The 15181-nt window shown below is 64.9% G+C and carries 14 protein-coding genes; 1 reads left to right on the forward strand and 13 read right to left on the reverse strand.

All coding sequences use genetic code 11. From position 1 onward, the window contains the following. Nucleotides 1-5: 5 nt before the first annotated feature. Both truB and rbfA read right to left on the reverse strand, forming a co-directional pair. The gene (gene truB, locus ACMYR2_RS01720) at nt 6-1082 is read right to left on the reverse strand and encodes a tRNA pseudouridine(55) synthase TruB (RefSeq protein WP_416193582.1); all 1077 of its coding nucleotides are present in this window, start codon (nt 1080-1082) and stop codon (nt 6-8) included. A 6-nt stretch (nt 1083-1088) separates the two neighbouring features. Beyond that, on the reverse strand, nt 1089-1451 hold the full coding sequence (gene rbfA / locus ACMYR2_RS01725) for a 30S ribosome-binding factor RbfA (RefSeq protein ID WP_416194143.1): 363 nt from the start codon (nt 1449-1451) through the stop codon (nt 1089-1091). Here rbfA and ACMYR2_RS01730 point away from each other — a divergent pair. Then, entirely contained in the window at nt 1389-1571 is a 183-nt protein-coding gene (locus tag ACMYR2_RS01730; RefSeq protein ID WP_416194154.1) for a hypothetical protein, read from the forward strand. The two genes, rbfA and ACMYR2_RS01730, sit on opposite strands and share 63 nt — an antisense overlap. 83 nt (nt 1572-1654) lie before the next feature. Here the strand turns inward: ACMYR2_RS01730 and infB are convergent, their stop codons facing one another. From infB to miaB, 11 genes are all read right to left on the reverse strand, one after another. Then, on the reverse strand, nt 1655-4267 hold the full coding sequence (infB, locus tag ACMYR2_RS01735) for a translation initiation factor IF-2 (protein ID WP_416193583.1): 2613 nt from the start codon (nt 4265-4267) through the stop codon (nt 1655-1657). A gap of 68 nt (nt 4268-4335) precedes the next feature. Beyond that, the gene (locus ACMYR2_RS01740) at nt 4336-5001 is read right to left on the reverse strand and encodes an RNA-binding protein (protein ID WP_347263909.1); all 666 of its coding nucleotides are present in this window, start codon (nt 4999-5001) and stop codon (nt 4336-4338) included. Nucleotides 5002-5245: 244 nt separating this feature from the next. After that, a complete protein-coding gene (gene nusA / locus ACMYR2_RS01745) occupies nt 5246-6862 on the reverse strand; it encodes a transcription termination factor NusA (protein ID WP_416193584.1) in 1617 nt (538 codons plus the stop codon). Nucleotides 6863-6865: 3 nt separating this feature from the next. Then, entirely contained in the window at nt 6866-7648 is a 783-nt protein-coding gene (rimP, locus tag ACMYR2_RS01750; RefSeq protein WP_347263911.1) for a ribosome maturation factor RimP, read from the reverse strand. A gap of 316 nt (nt 7649-7964) precedes the next feature. Next, entirely contained in the window at nt 7965-8669 is a 705-nt protein-coding gene (locus ACMYR2_RS01755) for a tRNA (guanine(46)-N(7))-methyltransferase TrmB (protein ID WP_416193585.1), read from the reverse strand. A gap of 65 nt (nt 8670-8734) precedes the next feature. Beyond that, a complete protein-coding gene (locus tag ACMYR2_RS01760; RefSeq protein WP_347263913.1) occupies nt 8735-9154 on the reverse strand; it encodes a helix-turn-helix transcriptional regulator in 420 nt (139 codons plus the stop codon). Nucleotides 9155-9375: 221 nt separating this feature from the next. After that, nucleotides 9376-10977 carry an apolipoprotein N-acyltransferase gene (lnt, locus tag ACMYR2_RS01765; protein ID WP_347263931.1) on the reverse strand — a complete coding sequence of 534 codons (1602 nt, stop codon included), beginning with the start codon at nt 10975-10977 and terminating at the stop codon, nt 9376-9378. Between the two features lie 2 nt (nt 10978-10979). Beyond that, entirely contained in the window at nt 10980-12104 is a 1125-nt protein-coding gene (locus tag ACMYR2_RS01770; protein ID WP_347263914.1) for a hemolysin family protein, read from the reverse strand. After that, on the reverse strand, nt 12105-12614 hold the full coding sequence (gene ybeY, locus ACMYR2_RS01775) for an rRNA maturation RNase YbeY (protein WP_347263915.1): 510 nt from the start codon (nt 12612-12614) through the stop codon (nt 12105-12107). Between the two features lie 62 nt (nt 12615-12676). Next, nucleotides 12677-13726, reverse strand: a complete 1050-nt coding sequence (locus ACMYR2_RS01780; RefSeq protein WP_347263916.1) for a PhoH family protein — start codon at nt 13724-13726, stop codon at nt 12677-12679. A 4-nt stretch (nt 13727-13730) separates the two neighbouring features. Next, nucleotides 13731-15164: a tRNA (N6-isopentenyl adenosine(37)-C2)-methylthiotransferase MiaB gene (gene miaB / locus ACMYR2_RS01785; RefSeq protein WP_347263932.1), complete on the reverse strand. Its 1434-nt coding sequence runs from the start codon at nt 15162-15164 to the stop codon at nt 13731-13733. Between the last annotated feature and the right edge of the window lie 17 nt (nt 15165-15181).

Below are 15181 nucleotides of genomic sequence, written 5' to 3' on the forward strand. Positions count from 1 at the left end.
GTAAACTATCCTTGGCGATTGGGACTGGCGGTCAGTCCGGAGAGGTTGAACACGCGCTTGGGGATGAGTTCGCCATTGCCAAGCTCGGCGAGGGCCAGAAGCCGGCCTGCCACCGTGACATAAACTGTGCCGCTCATATTGGGCGCATCCCGTCCGCGCAACAAAACGGCCTGGCCCCGATGGAGCCTTGCCGCATCCGCCCGTGTGACGGCCAGTGCCGGGATGTCGTCCAGCGCGGTCTCAACGGGCAAAAGCGCGTCGGCGAGGTTTCCCTCGCCAGACGCGGCTCTATCGCACAAAGCCTGCAGATGTTCCAGCGGAATCATGCTGGTCTCGTCGAACGGGCCGACCAGCGTCCGGCGCAGCGCGCAGATATGGCCGTAGCAGCCCAGCAGCCGTCCCATGTCGCGGGCGAGCGCGCGGACATAGGTTCCCTTGCCGCATTCGGCCTCGAACACCGAATGTCCGCTATCTGAATGATCCGCAAGGTTTAAATGGTGTATCTCGACCGGGCGGGGCGCCAGCGGCACGACCTCGCCGTCGCGCGCCAGATCGTAGGCGCGCTCGCCCTGAATCTTCACGGCCGAATATTGCGGCGGGATCTGCTCGATCCTGCCGGTGAAGCTCGGCAGCAGCGCCGTGATCGCCTCCGCGGTGGGGCGCTCGGCGCTGGTTGCAACCGCGCGGCCCTCGGTGTCGTCGGTGTCGCGTTCCTCGCCCCAGGCCACGGTGAAGCGGTAGCGCTTGCGGCCGTCCATCACGAACGGGACTGTCTTGGTGGCCTCGCCGAGCGCGATCGGGAGCCCGCCGGAGGCGAGCGGATCGAGCGTCCCGGCATGGCCGGCGCGCTTGGCGGAGAACAGCCGCTTCACCACCGCGACCGCCTGGGTCGAGGTCATGCCGACCGGCTTGTCGAGCGCAACCCAGCCATGGACGTCCCGCTTGTCGCGGCGCGGCTGGTTGTTGTGTTGTCTTTTCCGGACCGGCACGTTGAGAAAGTTATCGTCGGCCGCAGATTTATTTTTGTCGGCGCCGTTCGAATCGCTGATTTTTGTATCGATGGCGGCGTCAGGCGTGGTCATGATCGGTCAGCTTTCGTCGGTATCCGGTGCGAGGTCTCTCTGTACCGCAGGAGTTCTCAATAACTTCTCGATACGTTCCGCTTCGTCGAATCGCTCGTCGACCCGGAAGCGGATGTCAGGTGCAAATTTCAGGTTAACGCGTCGCGCGATTTCGCCGCGCAGGAATTTTCTGTTGCGATCCAGCGCATCGATCACGTCCGTGGTGTCGTGGCCGCCGAGCGGCATCACGTAGATCGTCGCGAGCTTGAGGTCGGCCGACATGCGGACTTCGGGCACGGTGACAAGGTGCCCTTCGAGCACGGGATCATGAACCTGGCCCTGCGCCAGGATATCCGCGATCGCGTGACGCACGGTTTCCGCGACGCGCAACTGGCGGTGCGAGCCGCCGGGATGTTTCTCTGGCTGGTGACGACGCGGCATGAACGTCCTTCGAAAACACTCGTCATGGCCGGGCCCGTCCCGGACATCCACGTCTTTATCTTCCTGTAGAGTTTCTCAAGACGCGCATGCCCGGACAAAGCCGGGCATGACGTCGCATTCGAGTTGATCCGACGCTCCTGTGAGATTTGGACTCACAGCGAGCGCTGGATGGTCTCCACGCGGTAGCACTCGATGACGTCGCCGACGCGCATGTCGCCGTAACTCTCGAACGCCATGCCGCACTCCTGTCCCGACTGGACTTCCTTCACCTCGTCCTTGAAACGCTTCAGCGTCGACAGCTTGCCTTCGTGCACCACGACGTTGTCGCGGATCAGGCGGACGTTGGCGCCGCGTTCCACGCTGCCGTCGGTCACGCGGCAGCCGGCCACCTTGCCGACCTTGGAAATGTTGAACACCTCCAGGATCTCGGCGTTGCCCAGCATGGTTTCGCGCAGCGTCGGCGCGAGCAATCCGCTCATCGCCTTCTTCACGTCGTCCACGAGGTCATAGATGATGTTGTAGTAGCGGATCTCGATGCCGTTGCGCTTGGCCGCCGCGGCGGCCTCCTTGTTGGCGCGGACGCTGAAGCCGATGATCGCGGCGTTGAAACCTTCCGCCAGCGTGACGTCGGATTCGCTGATGCCGCCGACGCCCGCATGAAGGATGCGCGCGGCGACTTCGTCGGTGCCGAGCTTCTCCAGCGAGCCGAGGATGGCTTCCAGCGAGCCCTGAACGTCGGCCTTGATGATCAGCGGGAAATCCTTGCGGCCCGCCGTCTTGAGCTGCGACATCATCTGCTCGAGCGATCCGCGCATGCCGGAGGCGCTCGCCGCGGCGTTCTCGCGCTTCTGGTGGGCGCGATAGCTCGTGACCTGGCGGGCGCGGGCCTCGTTCTCGACCACGGCAAGCCGGTCGCCGGCCTCCGGCGGTCCGTTGAAGCCCAGCACCTCGACCGGCACCGACGGGCCGGCCTCGTTGACGGTTTCGCCCTGATCCGAAATCAGCGCCCGGACGCGTCCCATCTCGGCGCCGGCCACGATGATGTCGCCGACCCGCAGCGTGCCGCGCTGGACCAGCACGGTGGCGACCGGCCCGCGGCCGCGATCCAGCTTGGCCTCGATCACGGTGCCTTCGGCGGGCCGTGATGCATTGGTCTTGAGGTCGAGCAGGTCGGCCTGCAGGGAGATCATTTCCAGCAGCTTGTCGAGGTTGGTCTTGTTCTTGGCGGAGACCTCGACGTCGACCACCTGGCCGCCCATCGATTCGACCTGCACCTCGTGCTGCAACAGTTCGGTGCGCACGCGCTCCGGCTTCGCCTCGGGCTTGTCGATCTTGTTGATCGCGATGATCATCGGGACCTTGGCGGCCTTGGCGTGATTGATGGCCTCGATGGTCTGCGGCATGACCCCGTCATCGGCGGCGACGACCAGAATGACAACATCCGTCACCTTGGCGCCGCGGGCGCGCATCGCGGTGAAAGCGGCATGGCCCGGCGTGTCGATGAAGGTGATCTTCTTGCCGTCCGGCGAGGTGACCTGATAGGCGCCGATGTGCTGGGTGATGCCGCCGGCTTCGCCCGACACCACGTTGGCATGGCGCAGCGAATCGAGCAGCGAGGTCTTGCCGTGGTCGACGTGGCCCATCACGGTCACGACCGGCGAGCGGGGCTCGATATCGGTTGAGTCGTCCGCCACATCGAACAGGCCTTCCTCGACGTCGCTGGCGGCGACGCGTTTGACGGTATGGCCCAGTTCTTCGGCGATGAGCTGCGCGGTGTCGGCGTCGATCACGTCGGTGATCTTGTGCATCGCGCCCTGCTTCATCAGCATCCGGATCACGTCCACCGCGCGCTCGGCCATGCGGTTGGCGAGCTCCTGGATGGTGATCGCTTCCGGCACGATGACCTCGCGAACCAGCTTTTCCTTCGGCTCGTTCGAGGCATGACCCTTCAGGCGCTGGGTGCGGCGGCGGAACGAGGCGATCGATCGCTCGCGCACGTCGTCGGCGCTGAGCGCCGTCACCAGCGTCAGGCGGCCGCGCTGCTTGGCGGGCGCCGGCTTGGCGGCGGGCTTTGGCGCAACCACGGGACGCGCGGGGCCGCCGGGACGGCGCACCAGGCGCGGAGCCTCGTCCTCGTCGCTGCCGTCGGCGGCCACGGCTGCCGGCCGCGCCGGAGTGGCCGCGCGCGTGGTGGTGGTCGTGGTCTTGGCCGGCGCGGGCTTGGACTCGGTTTGTCCGAAGCGGCGCTTGGCTTCGAGCTCGGCCTTGCGCTTGGCCTCCTCTTCCTGACGGTGACGCTCTTCCTCGGCCTTGCGGCGGGCCTCGGCGGCCTCGCGCTCGGCCTGCTCGATGCCTTCCTTGCTGTTGCGGCGCGCGGCCTCGGCTTCCGCGATCCGGCGTTCTTCCTCGGCGCGCACCTTGGCCTCGGCCAAAGCGCTTGCGCGCGCGCTGCGCTCGTCGTCGGTGAGCTTCCGCAGCACGACGCCCGAACCCGCGCGTGGAGCGGCGGGTGTCGTCGCACGAGGCGGCGGAGCCTTGGCGGCCGGCGTCCTGACGCTGGCCTGCTCCGGGGTTCCCGCCGGTTCCGGGCCCGGAGAGTCGCCGCCGATCCGGCGCTTGCCCCGTTTTTCAACCACCACCTGCTTGGTACGGCCGTGGCTGAAGCTCTGGCGCACGGTGCCCTGCTCGACGCGTGGCTTGAGCGTCAAGGTCTTGGTCGGGCTGACGCTCAGAGTCTTGTCGCCAGGATTTTTCGTATCAACCATTCAGCAGTCCCAATCTTGTTGCGCCGTACGCGTTCGCACGGGTCGTGTCGTTAGAATTCTTGCCGTGTTCAGCTGTCCTGCCGCTGCCCGCCATCCTGGTATCGAACCAGTGTCTGGCTGCGCTGCTGGAAAGTCCTGCCCGCCGGACCTGCGAGCAGGGCAGCATGTATCACATTTGTCCGGCCAAGTGCCAAATCCAATTCTGCCGATGTCAGGGCGGTGACGACCGGGATTTCCCGCGCTTTCCCGGACTCGGCCGCCATTTTCCTGACGGCGGCGTCCAGTTTCCGGATTCCGTCGGCCGCGCCGTCCGCGGCGTGGAGCAGGGCAACCGCCTGGCGACGAAGCAGCGCGTCCTCCACCTTCGCAAAGCCGGAGACGACCTGACCGGCCTTGGCCGCCATCGCCAGCGCGTCCATCGCGCTGCGGACCATCAACTGCCGGGTGTCCTCAGCCAGCGAGGCCGGCACGCGGACCTCCCGCTTGAAACCCCTGCTGAACTGGTTACGGCGGACCGCCTCCGCAACAGTGGCGCGCGAGGCCGAAATCCACAAGCCCCGGCCGGGAAGCCTGCGTTTCAGGTCCGCGATCACCTCACCCGAGGGCGATACCACGAACCGGATCAACTCACCGATCGGGCGCACCTGTCGGGTGACCGCGCACATCCGGGTCGTCGCGGACCTGTTGGTCCGCGGCCCCTGATCCAGATCTGCCGGGTCGGCGATCGCGAGCATGTCTTCAGCGTCTCCTAGATCACGATGGTTTTGGATCGATTCGATCCAAAATCATAAACGTGATCGATTCCAATATTTAGAGCGGGATGCGGGCGGAAAACCGCTGCACACTTTTCCTCATCCCGCTCTAGAGCGTTTTCAAGCGAAGTGGACACCGGTTCGCGTGAAGAAAACGCGTCACATCAAAATCTGAGCGCCTCGCTTCTGATTCCATCAGAAGCGAAAGGGCTCCAAGGCGTTTTCTTCATTCGGCCGGCTGATCTTCAGCAGCGATATCCTCGGCCTCCGCCGGTTTCGCAAGATCGGCTTCGCTTATCCAGCCTGCGATCAGACGAGCCTGCATGATGATGGCCTCCGCGTCCTCCCGCGAAATCTCGATGCCGTCGAAATAACCCGCGTGCTTGACCGCTTCGCCCTCCTTGCGTTCGGTCCAGCCGACCAGATCGTCGGTGGCGCAGCCGGCCAGATCCTCGATGGTCTTGACGTCGTTTTCGCCGAGCTTCACCAGCATCTTCGAGGTCACGCCGGGCACGGTCTTCAGCGCATCGTCCACGCCAAGCTCCTTGCGCCTGTTTTCCAGTTCGGCTTCGAGCTGCTCCAGATACTCTCGGGCCCGGCTCTGCAATTCGGTCGCGGTATCGTCGTCAAAGCCCTCGATGCCGGCGATTTCCCGCGTATCGACCAGCGTCAGTTCTTCAACAGAGGTGAACCCTTCCGACGCCAGCAACTGGCCGACGACCTCGTCGACGTTGAGCGCTTCCATGAACATGCGTGTCGCATTCTCGAAATCCGCCTGGCGTCGCTCCGATTCCTCCTGCTCCGTCAGGATGTCGATATCCCAGCCGGTCAGTTGCGAGGCGAGCCGCACGTTCTGTCCGCGCCGTCCGATCGCGAGCGACAACTGGTTGTTGGTATCGGGGACCACGACCTCGATCCGCTCGCGGTCCTCGTCGATCACGACTTTCGCGACCTCCGCCGGCGCCAGCGCGTTGACGACGAAGGTCGCGATATCCGGCGACCACGGAATGATGTCGATCTTTTCGCCCTGCAACTCGTTGACGACCGCCTGAACGCGCGAGCCGCGCATGCCGACGCAGGCGCCCACCGGATCGACCGAGGAATCCCGCGACACCACGCCGATCTTGGCGCGGGAGCCTGGATCGCGCGCCACCGCCTTGATCTCGACGATACCGTCGTAGATTTCCGGCACTTCCTGCGCGAACAGCTTCACCATGAACTGTGGATGGGTGCGCGACAGGAAGATCTGCGGGCCGCGGGTTTCCCGGCGCACGTCGAAGATATAGGCCCTGACGCGGTCGCCGTTGCGGAATACCTCGCGCGGCAGCATCTCGTCGCGGCGAATGACGGCTTCGCCGCGACCGAGGTCGACGATCACGCTGCCGTATTCGACACGCTTGACGATGCCGTTGACGATATCGCCGATGCGATCCTTGAACTCCTGATACTGCCGGTCGCGTTCGGCCTCGCGCACCTTCTGCACGATCACCTGTTTGGCGGACTGCGCGGAGATGCGGCCATATTCCAGCGGCGGCAGCGTATCGGCGATGGTGTCGCCGATCTGTGCGCCCGGATTGGCCCGCTGGGCGTCCTTCAGCGAGATCTGGTTCGCGGCATTCTCGACCTGTTCGACCACCAGCATGTGGCGGGTGAGCTGGAGCTGTCCGGTCTTCGGGTGGATCTCCGCATGAACGTCAGTCTCGCTGCCGTACCGCGCCCGCGCCGCCTTCGCGATGGCGTCCTCCATCGCGGCGATCACGATGCCGCGGTCGATGGTCTTTTCGCGCGCCACCGCGTCTGCGATCTGCAGCAGTTCGAGCTTATTGGCGCTGACGGCGGCCATGACTTATTCTCCTTCGATGGGATCGATGTCGCCGCGCCGCAGGCGTTCCGCGGCCAGGCGATGTTTCTTGGTGTTCTTCGGCGGGTTTTTCCCGGGAGCTTTTTTGCCGTTTTTGAGTTTCGGTTTCGGCGCGTGGCGCCTTGCCGGATCGGTTTTCGCGTGCGGCGGGGGAGCCGGCAGTATTCCGAGGCTCTGTTTCATCTCGCGTTCCGCGACCTTGCCCCGGCGCATCGATTCCGCGATCAATTCGTCGGTCAGAACCAGCCGGGCGTCGGCGATATCCTCCATGACGAGCAGGACCTCGCTTTCGTCGTCATTATTCCGGATGTCGTCCCGATGCAGGCGCACCGTGTTGTCCTCGACGCCCTGAAGGACGCCGCGGAATCGCTTGCGGTCGTGATGGGCGACCGCCATCTCGATTTTCGCGAGATGGCCGGCATAGCGTTCGAAATCGGAGCGGCGCACCAGCGGCCGGTCGATGCCGGGCGACGAGATTTCCAGCCGATAAGCCTTGTCGATCGGGTCGGCCACATCGAGCACCGGCGACAGCGCCTTCGAGATTGCCTCGCAATCCTCGATCTGGATCGATCCGTCCGGACGCTCGGCCATGATCTGGACCGTGCAGCCCGCTTCGCCCGAGACCTTGATGCGGACCAGCCGATATCCCATGCCCTGCAGCACCGGCGCGGCGATGGCCGCGACCCGCGCCGCGACGCCGGGCTCGACCACCAGACGCGGCTCGTCGAGCAGCTCATGGTCCGGGTTCTGGGTGGATGGATCGGTCATGTTCAAGGAGTCTTCAAGGTCCAAGGAATCGGCCTGCTGGTGGCGCGACGGTTGCCCACCGCGTTGTCGCCCGACCGGCGGTTGCTGCTGAAGGAACCCGCGCCTCGGTGCATGAGGTCCATTCAGGAAACAAACCCATTCAGGAAACAAACCCATTCAGGAAACAAAAAAGAGCGGGTCCGGAAGGGCCCACTCTCGATACGTTATCGTATGAGAAATTTTCGTTGATATAGCTGTTTTCGTGCTCCCCGGCAAGGCCGGCGCGGGCCAAAAAGCCGGTTCCGGCGATCGGCGAATGATGATGTCAGCTTCCGCCTTATGCGGCAGTGCGTTCGCGGCGGAACCGCAGATATGCCGCGCGGCGGCCTTCGCGCATCGCTTTGCGGCCGTAGCGCGTCATGGTGTAACCGGGCCACGGATCCTGCCAGTCGGCTGAGCGTTCGGCGAGCCAGAGGAAGTCAGGTGATCGCGCCAGATGCGTCAGCGTCCATGCGCAATAATCGTCGATATCGCTGACGAAACGGAATTCGCCCTCCGGCCGAAGCACACGCGCCATCGCCGCGACGGTCGCATCCTGAACGAAGCGGCGTTTCCAGTGGCGGCGCTTGGGCCACGGATCGGGATGGATGAGGTCGATCCGCGCCAGCGAGGCTTGCGGCAGACACGCCAGCAGCTGCGACGCATCGCCGGCGAACAGGCGGATATTGCGGATAGCGTGAGCCTCGATCTGCACGAGAATCTTGGCCATGCCGTTGATGTAGGGTTCGCAGCCGATGAAGCCGGTGCGGGGAAACGCCAGCGCTTCGGCCACAAGATGTTCGCCGCCGCCGAAACCGATCTCGATGCGCGTCTCATCAACCGGCGGCTCGAACAGCGCGGCCGGGCCCGACGGTCCGAGCCTGGCGGGATCGAAACCGAGGCGCGGCAGCAGATGCGCGATCAGATCGTTCTGGTGCGGCCGGAGCCGGTGTCCCTTGCGGCGCCCGAAGAACGAGCCTTGCGGGCGGTCGCGGTTTTCCATGCGGACAGGCGGGGCCTCATCGCATGAGGGACGAGAATTGTCGGAAACCACAGTCGTCATACGCGTTAGCGCTGGTCGGATAGTTCCCTCGCCGCGATCTGCTCGACCATGTCGACGATGCTGCGACGGAGCTTTGCATCCGTGATCCGGGTGAATGCGCGGGTCAGCGCGAGACCTTCGGATGTCGCGAGGAAATCCGACACATAGGCGGGCGAGGGCGCCTCGCTCAGACCCTCGGCCCTGGCGACGCCCGTGCCCGGACTGCCCTCGAACAGGAACGAGACCGGAACCTGAAGGATTTCGGAAATCTGCTGGATGCGGCTGGCGCCGACGCGGTTGGTTCCCTTTTCATACTTCTGCACCTGCTGGAATGTCAGGCCGAGAGCTTCCCCGAGTTTCTCCTGGCTCATGCCGAGCATGATGCGGCGCATGCGCACACGGCTGCCGACATGCTTGTCAACAGGATTGGGCGCCTTGGTAGACATCTCCTAGGTCTCCTCGGAAGGGGGCCACGATCCCGTGGATACGCTCCCCGGACCGCTATCGTCAAACGCGACTTAACCACTTGAGAACAATTCTCAACTCAATCTAGGTAGGCTGCATTATACCAGCCGTACAAGTTGTTACACGAATTATATCGATCATGTGACCGAAGCGCTGTCGTGAGCATCTCCCCCCGGTGATCAAGATGACGTGCGCGTCGCGGCTAATGCCCGCGCCGTCGTCGAATCACCAGGACGAGCGCCATGGTCACCATGATTGCGGCGGGAATATCACCTGCGCGGGCGTAAGGCGTTGGCGTCATGGCGACAGGCAGGCGAGAGTCCAGAACGCCTTCCACGCCGAGATCGAGCCGTGCGACAATACGTCCCACCGGATCGGTGACTACGGAAATACCGGTGTTCGCCGCCCGCACAAGGGGCAGTCCCTGTTCGATGGCGCGCAGCCGCGCCTGTTGAAGGTGCTGATGGGGACCCGTGCTGATGCCGAACCAGCCGTCATTGGTGAGATTAACGATCCAGCCCGGACGGCCTCCCCTGGTTTCGATCCCGCCCGGAAAGATCGCCTCGTAGCAGATCAGCGGAAGAACGCTCGGGGCGTTCGGAAGCTCGATGGTCCGCCGGCTTTGTCCCGGAATGAAGCCGCCCTGGACCTTGGTGAGCTGAATAAAGCCGAGCTTTTCCATCAGCCCCTGGAACGGCAGGAATTCACCGAACGGCACCAGATGGAGCTTGTCGTAGATCGACAGGATGCCGCCGTCATCGCCGATGACATAGATCGAGTTGTACGCTCGCGTGATCCTGCCATTCGGCGGCGGATCGGGAGCGCGCACCGAGCCGGTCATCAGGATCGTGCCTTTCGGCAGCAGATCGGCGATCTCCGCCATCGCGTCGGCTTCGCGGGTCAGAAAAAACGGGAAAGCCGATTCCGGCCAGATCAGGATGGTCGCGCCGCTGACGCCGGTCGACTGCGGTCCGGTGGCCCGGTCCGAGAGCGTCAGATACTTCTGCATCACCGCCGTTTTGGCGGAGTAGTTGAACCGCGCGTCCTGCGCCAGATTGGGCTGCATGATGCGCAGCCTCACCTTGTCCGCGAATTCCGTCGGATGCAGCGATAGTCTGACTGAACCATGGACGCTCATGGCGACGAGCAGCATGAGCGCGATGACCGGAACGAGCCACGGTCCGCGGCCGCGGCTCCGGCGGTCGATCAGGACGGCGGGGCTCGCGAAGATGGCGACGCCGAGGAACGTCAAGCCCCACAATCCGATCAACGAGGCGGTTTGCGCCAGCGCCAGCGGCTCCGTCAGCGCGTAGCCGAATGCATTCCAGGGGAAGCCGGTCAGGACGTGTCCGCGCAGCCATTCACTGATCGTCAGCGCGGCGGCGAGCGCGAGAATGCGCGAGGCGTCCGTGGTCCAGATCAGGCGCGCCAGCGCGAAACCGAGCGACGTAAAGAGCGCGAGATAGGCCGGCAGGCCCAGGACGGCGAACGGCATCAGCCATGCGAAGGTCTGCGCATCGACCAAGAAGGCGTTGCCGATCCAATAGAGTCCCGGAACGAAATAGCCGAATCCGAACAACCAGCCGGCGAGCGCCGCGGCCGGCACGCCGCGCAGACGGCCGGCGGAGCCGTCGATCAGCCAAGTTGCGACCGGAAAGGTGACGAACAGCAGCGGCCAGGCGTTGAAGGGCTCCATCGCAAGCGAGGAGGCGGCGCCGGAGGCAAGCGCAACGAAGGCGCGCTTCCACCCCCATGACAACGTGACGGCAAGACCCGCCGTCCTGGCGCTGCCCGCGATGCTCAGGCTCACTGGGGTTCGCCTCCATCGCCCGGCGAAGAAGGAGCGGCCGGGTCGCCCTGCGATTGCGAGGTCGCATCCGGCGCGTTCTCCCGGCGCCGGCCGTCGCGGGGCCGGACCGGGGGACGCTCGGCGCGCAGGCCGATCCGCAGCCGCTTGACGCGACGAGGATCGGCGTCGAGCACTTCGATCTCGAACGGTCCCGGCCCCAGAATGACCTCGCCACGCACCGGCAGGCGACCGACGTAAGTGACAAGAAAGCCTCCGAGCGTGTCCACCTCCTCGCCCGCCTCGCCGGTCTCGAACGCCTCGCCGATCATGGCGCGGACATCCTCGAGGCTGGCGCGGGCATCGGCAATGAAGGAATTCTCGGTCTGGCGCACGATCGATGGCGGCTCGTCGCTATCGTGCTCGTCATCGATTTCGCCGACGACCTGCTCGACGATATCCTCGATCGACACCAGTCCGTCGGTGCCGCCATATTCGTCGACGACGAGCGCCAGATGGATGCGCGAGGCCTGCATCTGCGCCAGCAGGTCGATCGCGGGCATCGATGGCGGCACGTAAAGCAGCTTGCGGGTAATGTCGGCCTCGCTCAGCGGCAGCGCCAGATCAACGGCGCGCAGGTCGAGACCGGCCGTCGTCTTCTTCTTGCGTTTCGCCGTGGACGGCATCGCGGTTCGCGCCCGCTGAGCCATGAAGGCGAGCAGATCCCGAATGTGAACCATGCCTTCGGGATCGTCGAGGTTCTCGTGATAGACCACGAGGCGGGAATGCGCCGCGCTTTCGAACAGGTTGATCAGCTCGCCAAGCGGAATGTCGCGCTTGACCGCGACGATGTCGGCGCGGTGGACCATGACGTCCGCGATGCGTCGTTCGTGCAGGTTGAGGATATTGCGCAGCATGGTGCGCTCGACCGCGGTGAAGCTGGTCTCATCCGGCGTCGAGGCGTCGAGCACCACCTGAAGGTCGGCCCGGACCGATCCCGCCTTCCATCCGAACAGCGAGCGGATCGCGCGCATCAGCCAGCGCTCGGGGGCCGGGCGCAACACCTCGCCATTGTGCACGGGCACCGGCAGGTTGCGGCTAGTCTGCGCCGGCAGGGTCTCGCTGGTCTGGTCCTCCGAAGGCACTCAGGTCATCCGTTCCGGGGGCGCATAGGGATCGGGAATTCCGAGCCGCGCCAGAATTTTACGTTCGAGACTTTCCATCTCCTCGGCCTCACCGTCGGTCTCGTGGTCGTACCCGATCAGATGCAGGAAGCCGTGGACGGCAAGATGGCTGAGGTGATGATCGAAGGTCTTGCGTTCGTCATCGGCCTCGCGGCACAGGGTTTCATAGGCGATCGCAATGTCCCCGAGCATTCGCGGCGGATCGTCCGGCATGCACGGACCGGTCGGCTGCAACGCCGGAAACGACAGGACATTGGTCGGCTTGTCGAGACCGCGCCAGTTGGCGTTGAGCGTGCGGATTCCGGCGTCATCGGTCAGCATGATCGCAAGCTCGGCATCGCCGGTGTCCTCATCGACCATCACGGCGGCGGCGGCGATCGCGCGATGAATGACGGCCTCGGCATCCGCCTCGGCGCGCCAGCAGTCGGCGACGACGAGAATTTCAGTCACGGGAGAAGCGGAGCGGATCATGATGTGTCTTTCGCCGCCGCGCCTTGCGCGGACCGGCCTTTCCCTGCACGCGAAGTTCGGCATCAAGGTTTGCCGGCTGCCGGCCGTTGCGGCAGCCCCTCATAGGCGGCGACGATCCGCGCCACCAGTTCATGACGGATCACGTCCTCGGCGGTGAACGTCACCTGAGCCACGCCTTCGACGCCGTCGAGCAGCCGCGTCGCTTCCGTCAGTCCCGACGTCTGGCCGTTCGGCAGATCGACCTGCGAGGGGTCGCCCGTGACGATCATGCGGCTGTTCTCACCCAGCCGCGTCAGAAACATCTTCATCTGCATCGAGGTGGTGTTCTGCGCCTCGTCGAGGATGATCGCGGCGTTGGTCAAGGTGCGGCCACGCATGAAGGCGAGCGGGGCGATCTCGATCTCGCCGCTTTGCAGCGCCCGCTCGACGATGCGGGAGTCCATCAGATCGTACAGCGCGTCATAGATCGGCCGCAGGTAAGGATCCACTTTCTCGCGCAGGTCGCCCGGCAGGAAGCCGAGCCGCTCGCCCGCCTCGACCGCGGGACGCGTCAGGATAATGCGATCGACTTCCTTGCGCTCGAAGAGCTGGGTGGCCTGCGCCACCGCGAGCCAGGTCTTTCCGGTGCCGGCGGGGCCTATGCCGAACACCAGTTCATGACGTTTCAGCGCGCGGATGTAGAGATCCTGCGCGGCGGTGCGCGCCCGCACCGGACGCTTGCGCAGATTGATGGCTTCGAACCCTGATCGCGGCGCCTTGACATCGTCCTCGAACAGCGAGCCTTGCGCGATCACGGCGCGGATCGCGCCCTCGACCTCGCCCTGCGACAGATCATGGCCCTGCGTTGCCTGGGTATAGAGTGTTTCCAGCACGCGCCGTCCCGCGTCGCAGCCGTCGCGCGATCCGGCAATAGTGATGTGATTGCCGCGCGAATCGACGACCACGCCGAGCCGGCGCTCAAGCTGCGAGAGGTTCTGTCCGTAAGGGCCGACCAGCGCCGATACCGCGCGGTTGTCCTCGAAATCGATGACGACCTGCGTTTCGGGCGGACCCTGGACCTCGGGTTTCCGGCTGGGAGCAAGCGGAGGGGAATCCGATGCGCTCTTGGGCAAGGGGTCAGACTCCGGCGGTCGTCTGGAACTGCGCGCCGCCCGTCGCGCCATGGTTCGAAGGTTCGCCGGGTGACGGCTGGGATGCCAGCGTTCCGAACAGGCTGTAACGTTCCAGACTGGCAACGGTTACGGGCAGCACCTGTCCGAGGATGGCATCGGACGCCTCCACATGGGCGGGCTGCAGATAGGGGGTGCGGCCGACGATCTGGCCCGGCTTGCGTCCGGCGCGATCGAACAGCACGTCGATCGTCCTGCCCAGCGCTGTCCGGTTGAAGGCGGATTGCTGGCTGTCGATCAGGTTCTGAAGCTGCACCAATCGCTGGTCCATGTCGGCCGTTGACACCGTCTCCTGCATGTCCGCCGCCGGCGTTCCGGGTCGGGGCGAATATTTGAACGAATAGGCGGCAGCGTATCCGATTTGGCCGACGAGCGCGAGGGTGGCGGCGAAATCTTCCCTGGTTTCGCCCGGGAAGCCGACGATGAAGTCCGACGAGAACGCGATGTCGGGCCGGGCATGGCGAAACCGGTCGATCACCCGGCGGTAGTCATCGGCGGTATGCTTGCGGTTCATGGCGGCGAGGATGCGGTCCGAGCCCGACTGCACCGGCAGATGCACGAACGGCATCAGCGCGTCGAGATCGCGGTGGGCGTCGATCAGCGAGTCCTCCACGTCGCGCGGATGGCTGGTGGAGTAGCGCAGCCGGACGATGCCCGGAATCTCGGCGAGACGATGCAGCAGCTTGCCGAACGGCCAGGGCCGTCCGTCGGGGCCTTCGCCGTGATAGGCGTTGACGTTCTGTCCGATGAGCGTGATCTCGCGCACGCCGTTGTCCGCCAGGCGCTGCACGTCGTCGATGACCTTCGCCACCGGACGCGACGCCTCCGCGCCGCGCGTATAGGGCACGACACAGAAGGTGCAAAATTTGTCGCAGCCTTCCTGCACCGTGACGAACGCCGAGATGCCGCGGGCACGGATCGCCTGCCGCGAGGGCTGCGGCAGGAAACCGAACTTGTCCGCGACCGGAAACTCGGTCTCCAGCGCCCGGCCACAGGTTCTTGCGCGCGCGAGCAGTTGCGGCAGGTGATGATAGCTCTGCGGACCCACCACCACATCGACCACCGGGGCGCGACGGATGATTTCCTCGCCTTCGGCCTGCGCGACGCAGCCGGCGACCACGATGCTCATGCCGCGGCCGTCACGCGCCGCCTGTTCCTTGGCCGCGCGCAAGCGGCCGAGTTCGGAATAGACCTTTTCGGACGCCTTCTCGCGAATGTGGCAGGTGTTGAGAATGACGAGATCGGCGTCCTCGGCGCTGGCGGTCTCGACATATCCTTCGCCCGCCAGCGTGTCCGCCATGCGCTGGGCGTCGTAGACGTTCATCTGGCAACCGTAGGATTTGATATGCAGCCTGCGCGGCGGCATGCGGCTTTCCGGCATTTCGACAGGCACCCTGG

The organism is Nitrobacter sp. TKz-YC01 (genome assembly GCF_047824785.1).
Lineage (GTDB): Bacteria > Pseudomonadota > Alphaproteobacteria > Rhizobiales > Xanthobacteraceae > Nitrobacter.